A 16,766-nucleotide genomic window follows, 5' to 3' on the forward strand; every position below is an offset into this window, starting at 1 on the left:
GTCCCCGCCGCCGCCGCGGCCCCTCGTCCTGTTCCCGCGCGCGGGAACAGGACGAGGGGCCGTCCTGTCGGGATCGACGCGGGCCCTCGCGGAAGGGCCCGCGCCCGGATCAGGCTTCGGCCGCGTCGAGGGCCTCGGCGAACGCGTCCTGGAACGCGGTGCTCCGGAGGATGTCCAGGTGCCGCGCGCCGGGAATGATCCTCAGGTCCGCGACCGGCGCCAGCGCGCTCCAGTCGCGCAGGCGCTCCGGTCGCGTCAGCGAATCCGCGGCCTGGAAGACGTGCACGGGCCGCGCCAGCGGCGCGAAGGCGTGGCGCTTGGCCCGCACGCGCTTGTCCAGGAGGGCCCACAACTCGAACTCGCGCGCCGTCAGGTCGGGCCCGTCCGCGGGCAGCTCCGGGTTGTCGATGAGGTAGGCGTCGAGCGCCTCCCGCTCGTCCGCGTCCATGCGGGCGATCAGCCCGCGCCACTGCTCGGCCATCCGCGAGCCGTCCAGCCAGTCCGCGCGCCGCCGCGCGGCCAGCGCCCGCGCGTCCGCGACCAGAGCCCGCGGCGCCGCGAAGGGCACCGACTCGAACACGTCCACGAGGCCCAGGAAGTCGACGCGCACGCGCCCGTCGAGACGGCGCGCGGTCTCGTAGGCGAGGTCGCCGCCGGACGACCAGCCGACCAGCGCGCACCGGCCGCCCGGCGCGTGCGCGGCGATGCAGTCCGCGTAGGCGCCGCTCAGCGCGGGCACGTCGTACCCCTGCCAGCGCGCCTCCGTGTAGACGTGGCTGACGAAGCCGTGGACCGGCCGCTCCGGGCCGAGCCGCGCGGCCAGCGCGGCGAACTCGGTCGCGTTGGCGATCAGGCCGGGGACGCAGAAAAGCGGAATCCGTCCGCCCTCGCGGCGGAGATGGACGATCTCCGGCCCGCGCGGAGCCGCCGGCGCGACGCGTTCGGCGAGGTCGGCGAGGCTCTTCGCGCCGAGGATCTGGGCGAGGGTGAGGGTCTTGCCCCCCGCGACGCCCTGCCGGCGGATGCGCGCGAGCATCTTCAGGCTCAGGATCGAGTCACCGCCGAGGTCGGCGAAGGCGTCGTGGCGGCCGATCGCGGACGGATCCAGGCCGAGGAGGTCGGCCCAGAGGGCGGCGAGCGCCCGCTCCGTCCCGTCCCGGGGCGGATCCTTCCCGTCCGTCCCGCGCGCCGCCTCCAGCGACGCCAGGGCGCGCCGGTCGAGCTTGCCGTTGGGGGTCAGCGGCAGCGCGTCGAGCCGGGTCAGGCTCGTCGGCACGAGGGCCGGCGGCAGGCGCTCGGCGAGCCGGGCGCCGACCGCGGCGAGGTCGAGGTCCGGGTCGGCCACGACGTAGCCGGCGAGGCGCGGCCCCTCCGCCCCGTCGGCCTCCGGTTCGGCGAGCGCGATGACGGCGGCGTCGCGGATTCCCGGAAGGTCGCGCAGGGCCGCGGCCGCCTCGCTAGGCTCGACCCGGTGGCCACGGATCTTCACCTGGTCGTCGGCCCGGCCCACGAAGGCGAGGCTGCCGTCGCGGAGAAGCCGGACGCGGTCGCCGGTCCGATAGAGGCGCGCCCCGGGGCCGGCATGCGGGTCCGGAACGAACCGCTCGGCGGTGAGGCCCGGCCGGTCGAGATAGCCCCGCGCGACCTGCGGCCCGCCGAGGTAGAGCTCCCCCGTCGCGCCCGGCGGCACCGGTGCGAGGAATCCGTCGAGCACGCGCGCGCGGACGCCCGGGAGCGGCGTCCCGATGGGCGCGCCGCCGGCCCAGCGTCCGGCCCCGTCCTCCGGGCCGAGCGCACCGCCCCGGTGTTCCGCCCCCGCGCGGACCTCCTGGCACAGCGCGCCGACCGTCGCCTCGGTCGGCCCGTAATGGTTGACCACCCGGCAGCCGGGCTTCAGCGCGGCGATCCGGTCGACGAGGGGCCAGCGCAGCGCCTCGCCGCCGAGGATGAGGAGCCGTTCTGGCAGCGCGGCGGCGGGGTCGGCCGCCTGGAGCAGCGCGCCGAGGTGGCTCGGCGCGATCTTCAGGGCGTCGATCCTCCGGTCCCCGGCCGCGTCCCCACCGACCGCCGCGGCGAAGCGGTCGGGGTCGAGGGCGGTCTCGTGGTCGAGGAGGTCGAGTTCCGAGCCGCCGGCCAGCGCGCCGAACAGCACGGTGTTGCCCAGGTCGGCCGCCACGGTCGAGGCCATCGCGACGCGGCCGCCGGCGGGCAGGCCGACGCGCGCGAGCATTCCGGCCACGTACTGCGCGAGGCCGCCGCGGGTCACGACGACCCCCTTGGGCCGGCCCGTGGAACCCGAGGTGTAGAGGATGTAGGCCGCCGCGTCGGGATGCGGCGGCGCGGCCGCGAAGGGCGGGGCCGCCGCGTCCGCGGCCGGGTCGAAGCGCGCCGCGATCACCGGCCGGTCGGGCCGGTCGCCCGGAACCGGCTCGCCCAGGACGAGGCAGGCCCCGCACTCGGCCACGAGGTCGGCCCGGCGGGCGGCCGGGAGACCGGGATCGATCGGCACGTAGGCGGCGCCGGTCTTGAGGATCGCCAGGAGGCCGAGCACCCATTCGGGGCCGCGGCCGAGATGGAGGGCGACCCGCGTCTCCGGCCCCGCCCCGTCCGCGGCCAGCCGCGCGGCGAGGCGGTCCGAGGCGGCATCCAGCTCGGCCCGGCTGTGGGAGCGCCGGCCCTGCCGCAGGGCGGGCGCCTCCGGTGCCTCGGCCGCACGGGCGCGCCAGGCCGCGACCACGTCGGGCGCGACCCCGTCGAGCGCGGCCGGGTCCGTCGCCGCGGCCGGGGCGGGGCTCGCCAGCGCGTAGAGCGGGCGGTCGGGTTCGGCGACGGCCGCGGCGAGCAGCGTCGCGAAGGCCTCGGCCAGGCCCGCGACGGTCTCGGGGTCGAACAGGTCGCGGGCGAAGGCCAAGCGGCCGCACAGGCCCTCGGCGGAATCGACGAGATCGAGGCTGAGGTCGAAGTGGACGTCGCCCCCGTCGAGCCCGCGCAGCCGCATCGGCCGGCCGGCGAACCGGGCGTCGGGCGGGGGCGCGGCCTGCTCGGTGACCTTGACCTGGAACAGCGGGTGGAGCCCGGGCCGGCGCTCCGTCGCCGACGCCGCGACGATCCGGTCGAACGGCAGGTCGGCGTGCGCCTGGGCGGCCAGCAGCCGATCGCGGACCTGTCGGAGATGGACGCGGAACCCGTCGCGCGGGTCGACCCGCGCCCGCAGGACCCCGATGCCCGTCAGGTGGCCGACCATGCCGCGCGTCTCGGGCCGCGCGCGGTCGGCGAGCGGCAGGCCGACGCGCACGTCCGCGCCGTCGCCGTAGCGGGCCAGCGTCAGGGCGAACCCCGCGAGGGCAGCCATGAACGGCGTCGCGCCCTCGCGGCGGGCGAGGCTCCGCAGGGCCTCGCTCACTTCGGGCGGGATCCGGAACGCGTGGATCCCGCCCGAAGCGGCGCGCTCCGCGCGGCGGGGCCGGTCGAGGGGCAGCGGCGTCTCGGCCGGGGACGCGCCCAGTTCCGAGCGCCAGTACGCGGCTTGGCGCTCGGCCTCCCCGGCCTCGAGCCGGCCGTGCTGCCAGAGGGCGTAATCCGCGTACTGTACGGGCAGCGGCGGCAGGCCGTCGGCCCCCGCCTCCCGCGACCGGGCCGCGTACAGGGCGTCGAGGTCGCGCAGCAGCAGGGGGATCGACTGCCCGTCGGCGGCGATGTGGTGCAGGCCGAGCAGGATCCGGTCGGTGCCGTCCCCGAGGCGGTGCAGCTCGACGCGGAGCAGGGGGCCGGCCTCCAGATCGAACGGCGTGCGGGCCAGGGTCTCCGCGAGGGCGTCGCTGCCGGCGGCGTCGAGCCCCTCGCGGACCCGGATCGGGACCGGGGCGGCCGGGTGGACGCGCTGGCACGGCTCGCCCTGCGGATCCAGCCCGAAGGTGGTGCGCAGCGGCTCGTGGCGCCGCACGAGGTCGTCGACGGCGGCCTGGAGCCGCGCCGGATCGAGGGTCCCGGCGATCTCGACGATGCCGGTCAGGTTGTAGGCCGGGCTCAGTGGCTCGCGTTGCCAGGTCAGCCACAGGCCGCGCTGCGCCGCCGAGAGCGGCAGCGCCGTCCTGTCTCCGTCCGCCGGGACGATCGGCAGGGTGGCGAAGTCGATCCCGTTCTCGGCGAGCTTGGCGAGGAAGGCCCGGCGCTGCTCCGGCGCGAGCCGGGCGAAGCGTCGCGCGATCTGCGTGGCCTGAAGGGTCATGTCCGCGTCGCTCCTGCCGCCGTCTCGATCGCGTCGAGCCAGCTCTCCATGTCGGTGAGGTCGGCCGCCCCGGCCCCGCCGGTGCTGCCGTCCGCGTCGATCCGGGCGGCCAGATCCGCCAGAGTCGGGTGATCGAAGACCGCGCGCAGCGGCAGGCGCGGTCCCAGGCTCTCCTGGACGGCGGCGACGAGCTTCATCACGAGGATGGAATCGCCGCCGCGCTCGAAGAAGGTGTCGGAGCGGGCGACGGCGTCGGGGCCGGGCAGGCCGAGCACCGCGGCCCAGAGATCGGCGAGGCGCCGCTCGGTCGCCGTGCGCGGCGGGTCGGCGTCCCGGGCGGGCACGTCCGCGTCGGGCTCGGGCAGGGCGCGGGCGTCGAGCTTGCCGCTCGTCGAGAGCGGCAGGGCGCCGAGCAGGACGATCGCGGCCGGCACCAGGGCCTCGGGCAGGTCGCGGGCCAGGGCGCGGCGCAGCTCCTGCGGGTCGGGGTGCGCGCCCGGCGCGGGCACCGCGTAGGCCACGAGCCGCGCGGGGCCGTCGGGTTTGCGGCGGGCGACGACGGCGGCCTGGGCGATGCCGGGCTGCGCGCGCAGGGCGGCGGCGACCTCGCCGGGCTCGACGCGCTGGCCGCGGATCTTGACCTGCTCGTCGGCGCGTCCGCGGTAGTCGAGGGCGCCGTCGGGGCGGCGGGCGGCGCGGTCTCCGGTGCGGTAGAGGCGCGCGCCGGGCCTTCCGAACGGGTCGGGCACGAAGCGCTCGGCGGTCAGGCCGGGGCGTCCGAGATAGCCGCGGGCGAGGCCGGTGCCGCCGATGTAGAGCTCGCCCACCACCCCCACCGGCACTGGGTGCAGCGCGTCGTCGAGGACGTGGAGCTGCGTGTTGGCGATCGGGTGCCCGATCGGCACCCGCGGGGCGTCCCGCTCGGGCCCGCAGGTCCAGGCGCTGACGTCGATGGCCGCCTCCGTCGGCCCGTAGAGATTGGCCAGGTCGGCCCGGCTCTGGGCGCGGACGGCGGCCGCGAGGTCGGGGGCGAGCGCCTCGCCGCTGCACACGATGCGGGACAGGCTCGAGCAGGCGGCGAGCCGGCCGGACGCCAGGAACGCCTCCAGCAGGGCGGGCACGAAGTGCACGATCGTCACCGCGTCCCGCCGGATCAGGGCGGCCAGCGCGTCCGGATCGCGGTGGGCCTGCGGCGGCGCCATGACGAGGCGTGCGCCGCTGACGAGGGGCAGGAGGATCTCCCAGACGGCGACGTCGAAGGAGACCGGGGTCTTGTGCAGGATCACGTCGGCGGGGCCGACCGCGAAATGGGCCCGCATCCAGGCGAGGCGGTTGGCGATGGCGGCGCGGGTGTTGGCGCAGCCCTTGGGCGTGCCGGTCGAGCCGGACGTGTAGATGAGGTAGGCCAGGGCGTCCGGGTGCGGCGCCGCGGCCGGCAGGGCGGGATCGTCCGCCGCCTCTGCCAGATCCGGGGTGAGGATCTGCAGGTCCGGAAGCTCCGCCGGCCCGGGCATCCGCGCGGCCGGGCCGGACTCGGTGACGAGGAGGCGCAGGGCCGCCTCTCGGGCGGTCGCGACGAGGCGCGGGCGCGGCAGCTCGGGGTTGAGGGGCAGGATCGCGGCCCCCGTCTTGAGAACGGCGAGCCAGGCGACGAGCAGCGCGCAGGACCGCTCCAGCCCGACGCCGACCAGAGTGTCGGGACCGGCCCCGGCGCGGGCGAGGCGACGGGCCAGCGCGGAGGCCGCGCTGTCGAGGGCGCGGCGGGTGAGCGCGCCCTGCCCGTCGGTCACCGCGATCGCGTCCGGGTCGTGCGCGCGGTGGTCTGCGAAGGCGGCGAGGACGTCGCCGGCGCCGTCCGGGTAGGCCCGCGCGGTCGCGTTCGCCGACCCGATCATCGCCCGGTCGCTGTCGGGCAGCGGCGGCGGCAGCGCCCCGAGCGGGGTTGCCGGGTCGGCCTCGGCCAGGGCGGCGAGCTGGGCCACGAAGGCGGCGAGCAGCGCCTCGGCATCCGCGGGCGCGAGGCGGTCGGCGGCGTAGCTCAGGCGCAGGGCCAGCCGCGTCCCGTCGGGGCCGGTCTCCGGGTGGACCACCAGGGTGACGGGGTAGTGCGTGGTCTCGGCGACGATGGCCGGGCCGAGGCGCAAGGCGTGCGGGTCGGCAGCGTCGCCGTTCCCGTCCCCGTTTCCGTCGCCGTCCCGGCCGTGGCGCGCGGCGGCGAGGGCGGCGTCGACGGGGTAGTTCTCGAACACCACGAGGCTGTCGAACAGGCCGCCCGTCCCTGTGGCCGTGCCCGTGCCCGCGGGGCCGGCGAGGCGCTGGATGGCGGCCAGGGGCAGGTGGCCGTGCTCGCGCAGGCCGAGACCGGCCTCCTGCACGCCCGCCAGCCAAGCGCCGAGGGGCCGGGCCGGGTCGAGGTCGATGACCACCGGCAGGGTGTTGATGAACAGCCCGAGCACGGTCTCGGCCCCGGGCAGGTCGGCCGGGCGCCCGGCCACGGTCGTGCCGAAGGCGACGCGCGTCTGCCCGGTGCGGGCGGCCACGAGCCGGGCCCAGGCGGCCTGGACGCAGGTGTTGAGGGTGAGGTGCGCGGCCCGGGCGCGGGCGAGCAGCCGCCCGGCTGCGGCCGGCGGCACCCGGTGCCGGACCTCGCCGTGGCCGGGCGGGCGCTGTCCGTCGCGGGCGCCGGGCGTGCCGGGCGGGTCGAAGGTGTCGGCGAGGCGGGTGGGGGCGTCGAGGCCGGCGAGGGCGTGCTGCCAGAAGCGCTCGGCGGCGGCCCGCGGCTGGCGGGCGAGCCAGGCGAGATAGTCGGCGAAGCGTCCTGTGACGGTCTCGGGCTCCTCTCCGCGGTAGCGGGCGAGCACCTCGGCGACGAGGCGTGCGGTGCTCCATCCGTCGAGGATCAGGTGGTGGACGGTGAGTACGAGGTGGTGGCGGTCCGGTCCGGTGCGGACCAGGACGAGGCGCAGGAGCGGGGCCCGGGCGAGGTCGAAGGGCCGGGCGCGCTCCTCGGCGGCCAGGGCGGCGAGGCGGTCGGTGAGGCGGTCGGCGCGGGCATCCTCGTCCGGGGCGTCCTCGTGCGGCGCATCCTGGCTCGACGGCTCCCCTGTCCAGTCGAGGCGTGCGAGGGGTAGGGGCACGGGGTCGAGGACGGCCTGGAGGGGCGGGCCGTCGGCGGGGTCGAGGATGGCGGTGCGCAGGACGTCGTGGCGCTCGAGGGTGGCGCGGACGGCGCGGGCGAAGCGGTCGGGATCGAGGGGTTCGAGGTCGAGGCGGACCTGGTTGCGGTAGGCCGCGTCCCCGGGGGCGAGGCGGGCGTGGAAGAGCAGGCCCTCCTGCAGGGGGGTGAGCGGGTAGAGGTCGGCGAGGCTGTCGGGGTCGAGGGTACCGGCCGCGCGGGCGTCGGCCAGGAGAGCGTCGAGGCCGGGTTGGTCGAGGCGGGCGAGGGGCAGGTCGGCGGGGGTGGGCCGGCGCGGGGTGCCCGGGTCGGCGCAGTGGTCGACGAGGGCCTGGAGGGTGTGCCGGGTGTCGCGGGCGATGGCGGCGATGGCGGCGGCGTCGTGGCGGTCGGGGCTGAAGCGCCAGGCGAGGTGGAGGCGGCCGTCGCGCACGAGGGCGGTGAGGGTGAGCTCGGCGCCGGCGGGGCTGTGGGGGGCGCGCATGGGCCCCGCGCTCTCGGGGGCGAGGGCGAAGGGCGCGTCGGGGTCGGCGCGGTCGGCGTCGATCTGGCCGAGGTAGTTGAGGAGGATGCCGGGCTCGGGTGCCGCGGCGATGCGGTGGCGCAGGTCCGCGACGGGGCCGTGGCGCAGGAGGTCGTGGCTGAGATCGGGCTGGGGCAGGGCGCGGCGGGCTTCCTTGACCCGGCAGAGAGCGCGGCCGAGGAGTGGACCGAGGGCGAGGCCGCGGGCGGCGTCGTCCGGCGGCAGGTCCGGCGGCAGGTCCGGCTCGCCGCCGAGGGGGTCGAGCCGCAGCGGCACCAGCGTGGTGAACCAGCCCACCGTCCGGCTCAGGTCGTGGCGCGCCGCCTCGCCGGCCGCGTCCGCCAAGCTGTCCGCCAAGCTGTCCGCCAGGGCGTCGGCATCGCGACCGTGGCCCTCGAGCACGACGCGCACGGCTCGCCCGCCGCAGCGGCGCGACACCGCCACCGCGAGCGCCGCGAGCAGGAGTTCGTCGGGGCGCGTGCGGTAGGGCCGGCCGGCCCGGCGCAGGAAGGCGTCGGTGGTGTCGGCGTCGAGGCTGTCGGCGATCTCGGTCTGGGCGGATTCGACGTTGGGGGCGTCGGGCCGCGCAGGTTCGAGGCCCCATGCGGGCGGCGCGAGCTGCGCCGCCCAGGCCTCGGCCCAGGCGCGGCGGCGGTCGGCCTCGGCCGGATCCCGGGCCAGGGTGTCGAGGTGCCGGGCCCAGGCGGGGAAGGAGGTCGCGGGCGCCGGCAGGGTCCGCCCCGCGAGGACCAGGGCGAGATCCGCCACCAGGATGCGCCAAGAGACGGCGTCGACCACGAGGTGGTGGGCCACGAGGAGGAGGCGCTGCCCGCCGTCCGGGGCCGGATCGACCAGGACGGCGCGCAGCACCGGTCCGCGGGCGAGGTCGAGGCTCGTCTGCGCGGCCTCGGCCAGCGCCGCCAGGGCGGCCGCGTCCCGGGCCTCGCGGCGCCACAGCGACTCGGCGGCCGCGACGGCGTCGGCGGCGGTGCAGGTCTGCCGCCAGCCGCCGTCGGCCGCCTGCGCGAAGCGCAGCCGCAGGGCCGGATGGGCGGTGGACAGCGCGGCGAGCGCCTCCGCGACGCGGTCCGCCGCGAGGCGCGCCCGCGGGACGAGCAGCACGGCCATGTTCCAGTGCGCGCGCCGCGGCATCGGCGCGGCCAGGAACCAGCTCTGGATCGGGGTCAGCGGCACCGGGCCGGCCTCGAGGCCCGGATCGGTCGCCGCGTCGCGCGCGGGGAGCGCCGGGCGTGCGCCCTGGCGCTCGGCGTGCGCGGCGAGGGCGGCGAGGCTCTGATGGGTGAACACGTCGCGGGGGGTGAGCGTCAGGCCGGCCTGACGGGCGCGCGTGACGAGCTGGAGGGCGAGGATGGAATCGCCGCCGCGCTCGAAGAAGGTGTCGGAGCGGGCGACGGCGTCGGGGCCGGGCAGGCCGAGCACCGCGGCCCAGAGATCGGCGAGGCGCCGCTCGGTCGCCGTGCGCGGCGGGTCGGCGTCCGGGGCGGGCGCGTCCGCGTCGGGCTCGGGCAGGGCGCGGGCGTCGAGCTTGCCGCTCGTCGAGAGCGGCAGGGCGTCGAGCAGGACGATCGCGGCCGGCACCAGGGCCTCGGGCAGGTCGCGGGCCAGGGCGCGGCGCAGCTCCTGCGGGTCGGGGTGCGCGCCCGGCGCGGGCACCGCGTAGGCCACGAGCCGCGCGGGGCCGTCGGGTTTGCGGCGGGCGAGGACGGCGGCCTGGGCGATGCCGGGTTGCGCGCGCAGGGCGGCGGCGACCTCGCCGGGCTCGACGCGCTGTCCGCGGATCTTGACCTGCTCGTCGGCGCGTCCGCGGTAGTCGAGGGCGCCGTCGGGGCGGCGTGCGGCGCGGTCTCCGGTGCGGTAGAGGCGCGCGCCGGGCCTTCCGAACGGGTCGGGCACGAAGCGCTCGGCGGTCAGGCCGGGGCGTCCGAGATAGCCGCGGGCGAGGCCGGTGCCGCCGATGTAGAGCTCGCCCACCACCCCCACCGGCACCGGGTGCAGCGCGTCGTCGAGGATCCAGGCGGTCCGGTCGCCCACCGGGCTGCCGATCGGCGCGTAGGGCGTGTCGCAGGTCGTGCCGGCGGGGACCTTCCAGACGAGCGGCGTCACCACGGTCTCGGTCGGCCCGTAGCCGTTGATGAGGCGGCGCGGCCCGAGGGCGCGGTTGACGCGCGCGAGCTCGTCGCGCGGCATCGCCTCGCCGCCGAAGGAGAGCAGGTCGAGGGTCGGCGCGCCGCCCTCCTGCTCGGCCCAGCGCGTCAGTTCCCGGACGTAGCTCGGCGGGAAGCCGGCATTCGTCACGCCGTGCCGGCGGAACGCCGCGAACACCTCCGCCGGCGACCAGAGCGCGTCGTCGCGGAGCACGAGGCTGGCGCCGCAGGCGAGCGCCGTCAGCCAGCGCTCGTGCCCGCCGTCGAAGTTGAAGGTGATGAAGTGGAACTCGCGGGAGTCCGCGTCCATCTCGTAGTGCGGCGCGGTCGCGCGGACGTGCATCGCGAGCGGGCCGTGCGCGACCGCCACCGCCTTCGGCTTCCCCGTCGAGCCGGAGGTGTAGATCAGGTAGGCGAGGTTCTCCGGGTGGAGCGCCACCGGGGGTGGAGGCCCCGCGCCCGCGTCCGGCGCGTCCGCGTCGATCAGGATCCGCGGGACCGCGGCCGGCCCGCGGCCGGCATGGGCGCGATCCGTGACGAGGACGCGCGCGCCGCTGTCGGCGACCATCGCGGCGATCCGCGCGTCCGGCAGGTCGAGCCCGAGCGGCAGGTAGGCGCCGCCCGCCTTGAGCACGCCGAGATAGGCGGCGAGCAGGCCGGGCGAGCGGGGCAGCATCACGGCGACGACCGTGTCCGGGCCGATGCTGGCCTCGGCGAGACGGTGCGCGAGGCGGTTCGCCTCGGCGTCCAGCGCGCCGCGGCTCGTGGCGCGATCGGCGAAGATCACCGCGGTCCGTTCGGGGTCCGTGCGCGCGAACCCCGCGATGGTCACGTGAACGGGCTGCCCGTCGACCTCGGACGGCGCGGAGGGCGGGTTCAGCCGCGCGATCTCGCCCGGTGTGAGCAAGGGCGCCCCGTGGATCGGCGCGTCCGGCGCCGCGACGAGGCTGCCCAGCAGGGTCAGGAAATGGTCGCGCCAGCGCGCGACGGTGGCCGCGTCGAACAGGTCGCGGGCGTAGGTGAGGTGCGCGGTGAAGCCGCCCTGCGCGTCCTCCAGCGTGGTCAGGCCGAGATCCACGTGGGCGCTGCCGGTGGCGCGGGGGACGCGCTCGACCGACAGGTCGCCGAGGCGGATCGTGGCGAGCGGGCGCTCCTGCAGGTGCTGGACGATCGCCTGGAACAGGGGATTGCGGCCCGGATGCCGGTCGGGGCTCAGGGCGCTCACGAGCCGCTCGAACGGCACGGATTGATGGGCCTGGGCTTCCACGAGGAGCGCCCGCGTCGCCTCCACGCACGCGGCGAAGCTGTCCAGCGGGTCGAACGCGAAGGGCAGCACCAGGGTGTTGGCGAAGCTGCCGATCACGCCCGCGGTCTCGGGCCGGGTGCGGTTCGCCACCGGCACGCCCAGGCGGAGAGCGCGCTCGCCGCCGAGGCGCTGGAGCAGGATCGCGAAGCCGGCGGCGAGGACGTGGAACGCGGTCGCGCCGCCGCGGCGGGCCAGGGCGCGGATGCCCGCCGCGGTCGCGGGCGGCAGCGGGAAGGTCAGCGTCTCCCCGGTGAAGCTGGGCACGTCGGGGCGCGGCCGGTCGGCGGGCAGGGCGAGGACGGGGTGCTCCGTGCCGAGGAGGTCCGTCCAGAACCCGAGGCTCGCGGCCTGGGCGCCCGCGTCCAGCATCCGCGCCTGCCAGGCGGCGTAATCCGCGTAGGTGATGGCGGGGGCCGCGCTCTCCGGCGCGTCGGATCCGTAGCCGGTGGCGACCGCGTCGATCAGCAGGTCCATCGACACGGCGTCGCCGACGATGTGGTGCAGGGTCAGGAAGACGACGTGCCGATCCGGCGCCTCGCGCACCAGGGCGGCGCGCAGCAGGGGCCCGCGCGCGAGGTCGAAGGGCGCCCGCTCGACGGCCGCCTCGATCGCGGCGCGACGCGCCCGCGCCTCGGCCGCGTCGCAGCCGGTCAGGTCGTGGCGGACCATCGCGAAGGTGCCCGCCGGGTCGACCTGCTGCACCGGCTCCCCGTCGCGCAGGGGGAAGCGCGCGCGCAGGCCCGCGTGACGGGCGACGGCGCCGGCGAACGCCCGGTCCAGCGCCTCGGGGTCGAGCGGACCGGTCAGGCGCAGCGCGCCGACGATGTGATAGGCCGGGCTCTCCGGGTCGAGCTGCCAGAGGAGCCAGAACCGGCGCTGCGCGTCGGAGAGCGGTCCCGCGTCGCCGCCCTCCGCGGGCAGGATCGGCAGGCGGTCCGCCTCGAGGCCGCGCGCGGCGAGGTCCTGCACGAACCGGCGGCGCTTGCCGTCGGGCAGCGCGGAGAAGCGCGCCGCCAGGGCGCGCAGCTGGTCGTCCCGCGAGGGGCCGGTGTCGGTCATTCGGCGTGTTCCAGCGCGTCGAGGAGGTCGCTCATCGCGTCGATGTCGGCGTCCGCGCCACCCGCGTCCCGGCCGTCGATCGCGACCGCGAGATCCGCCAGGGTGCGCGCCTCGAAGACGGCGCGCAGGGGCAGGACGATGCCGTGCGCCTCGCTCAGGCGCGCGACGACCCGGGCGACGAGGAGCGAGTGCCCGCCCAGGGCGAAGAAGTTGTCGCCGCGCCCGACCGAGGGGAGGTTCAGCACCTCGGCCCAGACAGCGGCGAGGCGGCGCTCCGTCCCGGTCCGCGGCGGGTCGGCGGCCGGGTCGGCGACCGGCTCCGGCGCCGGCAGGGCGGCGCGGTCGACCTTGCCGTTGGGGGTCAGCGGCAGGGCATCGAGCGTCACGACGGCCGCGGGCACCATCGCGTCCGGCAGCGTCGCGGCGAGCGCCCGGCGCAGCTCCGCGGGGTCGAGCGCCGCCCCGGGGCCGGGGACGACGTGGGCCACCAGCCGCGCGTCGCCGGGCCGGTCCTGCCGCGCGGTCACGACGGCCTGCGCGACGCCGGGTTGCGCGATCAGCGCCGCCTCGACCTCGCCGGGCTCGATGCGCACGCCGCGGATCTTCACTTGGTGGTCGACGCGGCCGCGGTAGTCGAGGGCCCCGTCCGCGCGCCAGCGCGCGCGGTCGCCGGTCCGGTACATGCGCGCGCCGGGCGGCCCGAAGGGGCAGGGGACGAAGCGCTCGGCCGTGAGCCCCGGCCGCCCGAGATACCCGCGGGCGAGCCCGGCGCCCGCGAGGTAGAGTTCGCCGACCGTGCCTGGCGGGACCGGCCGCAGGCCGCCGTCGAGGATGTAGGCCTGCGTGTTCCACAGGGGCGCGCCGACGGTGACGGCCTCCGCGCCGGGCACGATCTGGGCCGCCGTGGACCAGATCGTGGTCTCGGTCGGGCCGTAGAGGTTGGTGACCCGCGCCGCCCGCGCGCTCAGGGCGCCCGCGAGGTCGGGCGGCAGCGCCTCGCCGCCCACCAGCACCCGCACGCCGCGCAGGGCGTCCGTCTCCGCGAGGCCGCGCCACAGGGTCGGCGTGGCCTGCATCAGCGTGATGCCCGCCTCGCGGACGAGCCGCGCCAGACGCCCGGGATCGAGCAGGTCGTCCCGCCCGGCCAGCACCACGCGCGCGCCGCGGAGGAGCGGCCCGAACAGTTCGAGGCCCGCGATGTCGAAGCCGACCGTGGTGACGGCGAGCAGCCGGTCCGCCGGCGTCACGCCGAGGCGATCGACGAGGTCGTGCAGCAGGTTGGTCAGGCCGGCATGCGGGACCACGACCCCCTTGGGCCGGCCCGTGGAGCCGGACGTGTAGATCACGTAGGCGGGATGGGCCGGCACGAGCGGGCGCGCCCGATCCCGGTCGGTCGGCGCGCGGGCCGGCGCGGCCGCGAGCGCCGCGCGCCCGTCCGGGGCGTCGAGCACCAGGGCGGGCAGGCCGTCCGGCCGCGGCCACGCGTCGACGGTCACGAGGCCGGCGGGCCGGGCATCGGCCAGCATGAGGGCGAGCCGCTCCGCGGGGTAGCCCGGGTCGAGCGGCAGGTAGGCCGCCCCGGCCTTGAGCACACCCAGCAGCGCCGCGACGAGGTCCGGCCCGCGCGGCAGCGCCACCGCCACGATGTCCTCCGGTCCGATCCCGCGGGCGATGAGCGCGTGGGCGATCCGGTTGGCGCGGGCCTCGAGCTCCGCGTAGCGCAGCACCTCCGATCCGGCCACGAGGGCGACGGCTTCCGGCGCGCGGGCCGCCTGCGCGGCGACGAGCGCCGGCAGGGTCTCGCGCGGCACCGCCCGCGCCGTCGCGTTCCAGTCCGTCAGGATCTGCCGCCGCTCGCCGGCCTCGAACAGGTCGAGATCCCCGATTGCCCGGTCCGGCTCGGCCGCCAGGGCCGCGAGCAGCCGCGCGAACCGGTCCGCGAGGCGGATCGCGCCGGCTTCTTCGAAGAGGTCCGTGGCGTATTCGAGGTGGCCGACGACGCCCGCCTCCGTCCCGTCGGCCCCGCGCCGCTCGACGAGGTCGAAGGCGAGGTCGAACCGCGCGGCCCCGGCGCCGACCGGATCCGGGACGGCGCGCAGGCCGGCCAGATCGAACGAATCCGGCACGCCGTCCTGAAGCGCCAGCATGACCTGGAACAGGGGATGGCGCGCGAGCGAGCGCGGCGGGTTCAGCACTTCCACGAGGCGCTCGAAGGGCACGTCCTGGTGCGCGTAGGCCTCGAGCGCGACGGCGCGGGCCCGCCCCACGAGGTCGCGCCCGCTCGGGTCGCCGGACGTGTCGGTCCGCAGCACGAGCGTGTTGACGAAGCAGCCGACGAGGCCGTCGAGGGCCTCGTCCGTGCGGCCCGCGATCGGGCTCCCGAGCGGGATGTCCTCGCCCGCGCCCAGGCGGGTCAGGAGCGCCGACAGGCCGGCCTGGAGCACCATGAAGAGGCTCGCCCGCTCGCGCCGCGCGAGATCCGCCAGCGCGCGGTGGAGATCCGGCCCGAGGGCGAGGGGCACGCGCCGCCCGCGGTGGCTCGCCGTCGCCGGGCGCGGCCGGTCGGTGGGCAGCGCGAGGCCTTCGGGCAGCCCCGCGAGCTGCGCGCGCCAGTAGCCGATCTCGCGGGCGATCAGGCTGTCCGGGTCGGCCTCGTCGCCGAGACGGTCGCGCTGCCAGAGCGCGTAGTCCGCGTACTGCACCGGTAGGGCCGGGCGCTCCGGCGCCGCGCCGCGGCACCGCGCCGCGTAGGCCGCCGCGAGATCGCGCATCAGCGGAGTCAGCGACCAGCCGTCGGCGGCGACGTGGTGGATCAGGAGGAGGAGCCCGTGCGCGTCCGGGCCGAACCGGTACAGCCGCGCGCGGATCGGCAGGTCAACGGCCAGGTCGAAGGGCGCGCGCGCCGCCGCGGACAGCGCGTCCGGCCACGATTCCGGGTCCGCCGCGCACAGATCGAGGCCGGGCCGCGCCGCGTCGGGCGGCAGGACCTGCTGCGCCGGCGCCCCGTCGATCGCGACGATGCGGGTCCGCAGGCTCTCGTGGCGCGCGACCACGTCGGCGAGGGCCGCGCGTAGCGCGTCGGCGTCGAGCGGGCCCGTGAGGCGGAGCGCGATCGGGATGGTGTAGGGATGCGCGCCGTCGATCCGCGACAGCAGCCACATCCGGGTCTGGGCCGCGGAGAGCGGGACGACATCCGGCCGCGGGCGCGCGCCGAGGGGTAGGCGCGCGGGGCCGGCGCGTCCTGCCGCGTCGCCGCCGACCGCGGCGATCCACCCGCTCAGCGCCGCGACCGTCGGGGCCTCGAACACGGCGCGCAGCGGCAGCTCGACGCCGAGCGCCGCGCGCAGCCGGCTGACGAGGCGCGTGGCGAGCAGCGAGTGGCCGCCGAGGTCGAAGAAGCCGTCGTCGATCCCGACCCCGTCGAGGCCGAGCACCTGCGCGAAGGCCTGCGCCACGGCCGCCTCGCGCGCGGTGCGCGGCCCGCGCCGACCCGTGCCCGCCCAGTCGGGTTCGGGGAGGCGTCCTGGGTCGAGCTTCCCGTTGGCGGAGACCGGCAGGGCGGGCAGGGCGAGGATGCGGGCGGGGCGCAGCGCGTCGGGCAGCGTGTCGGCCAGGGCCCGCTGCAGCGCGGGCTCGTCGAGCGCGCCGCCGGCCGCCGGCACCGCGTAGCCCACCAGCCGCAGCCCCCCGTCCGGACCGGGACGGGCGACCACCGCCGCCTCGGCCACGCCCGGCAGCGACCGCAGCGCGGCGGCCGCCTCGCCCGGCTCCACGCGCTGGCCGCGGATCTTGACCTGATCGTCCGCCCGCCCGCGGTAGTCGAGCTGCCCGTCCGCCCGCCACGCCGCCCGGTCGCCGGTGCGGTACAGCCGCGCCCCGGCCGGCGCGCCGCGCCCGGCCTCCGGGTCGGGCACGAACCGCGCGGCGGTCAGGCCGGGCTGGCCGCGGTAGCCCCGGGCGAGGCCGCGGCCGCCGATGTAGAGCTCGCCGACCACGCCGACCGGCACCGGGTGGAGGGCGTCGTCGAGGACGTGCAGGCGCAGGTTGGCGATGGGCGCGCCGATGGGCACGCGCGGCCCGGGGACGAGCCCATCTGCGCAGGCGCTGTCGCTTGCGCCGTCGCAGGCGCCATCGCAGGCGCTGTCCCAGGTTGCGACGTCGCAGGCGGTGACGTCGATGGCGGCCTCGGCGGGTCCGTAGAGGTTGTGCACCCGCGCGCCGGTGCGGGCGGCGACGGCGCGGGCGAGGTCGGGCGGCAGGGCCTCGCCGCTGGCGACCAGTCGGGTGAGGCTGGCGGTGTCGTCGAGGGC

Annotated in this window: 3 protein-coding genes and 2 pseudogenes; all 5 read right to left on the reverse strand. The window is 77.9% G+C overall.

Features of this window, described 5'->3' with window-relative positions; translation table 11 throughout:
- Nucleotides 1–109 precede the first annotated feature (109 nt).
- Nucleotides 110–4,228 carry a non-ribosomal peptide synthetase gene (locus ABIC30_RS27365; RefSeq protein ID WP_020094336.1) on the reverse strand — a complete coding sequence of 1,373 codons (4,119 nt, stop codon included), beginning with the start codon at nt 4,226–4,228 and terminating at the stop codon, nt 110–112.
- On the reverse strand, nt 4,225–12,456 hold the full coding sequence (locus tag ABIC30_RS27370; protein WP_354456391.1) for a non-ribosomal peptide synthetase: 8,232 nt from the start codon (nt 12,454–12,456) through the stop codon (nt 4,225–4,227). Before ABIC30_RS27370 ends, ABIC30_RS27365 begins: the two co-directional genes overlap by 4 nt.
- Nucleotides 12,453–13,064 (reverse strand): AMP-binding enzyme, encoded by a 612-nt coding sequence (locus tag ABIC30_RS31860; RefSeq protein WP_502915869.1) that lies wholly within the window; start codon nt 13,062–13,064, stop codon nt 12,453–12,455. The genes ABIC30_RS27370 and ABIC30_RS31860 overlap by 4 nt, the downstream gene beginning before the upstream one ends.
- A pseudogene (locus ABIC30_RS31865) lies at nt 13,041–14,267 on the reverse strand (amino acid adenylation domain-containing protein); the annotation flags it as partial. The pseudogene ABIC30_RS31865 and the gene ABIC30_RS31860, both read right to left, overlap by 24 nt.
- 39 nt (nt 14,268–14,306) lie before the next feature.
- Nucleotides 14,307–16,766: pseudogene (locus ABIC30_RS31870) on the reverse strand (condensation domain-containing protein); the annotation flags it as partial.

The organism is Methylobacterium sp. 1030 (genome assembly GCF_040544715.1).
Lineage (GTDB): Bacteria > Pseudomonadota > Alphaproteobacteria > Rhizobiales > Beijerinckiaceae > Methylobacterium.

Excerpts from the sequence above, each read along its gene's own strand:
- ABIC30_RS27370 (WP_354456391.1), bottom strand. The coding sequence starts at position 12,456 with ATGACCGACACCGGCCCCTCGCGGGACGACCAGCTGCGCGCCCTGGCG.
- ABIC30_RS27365 (WP_020094336.1), bottom strand. The coding sequence starts at position 4,228 with ATGACCCTTCAGGCCACGCAGATCGCGCGACGCTTCGCCCGGCTCGCG.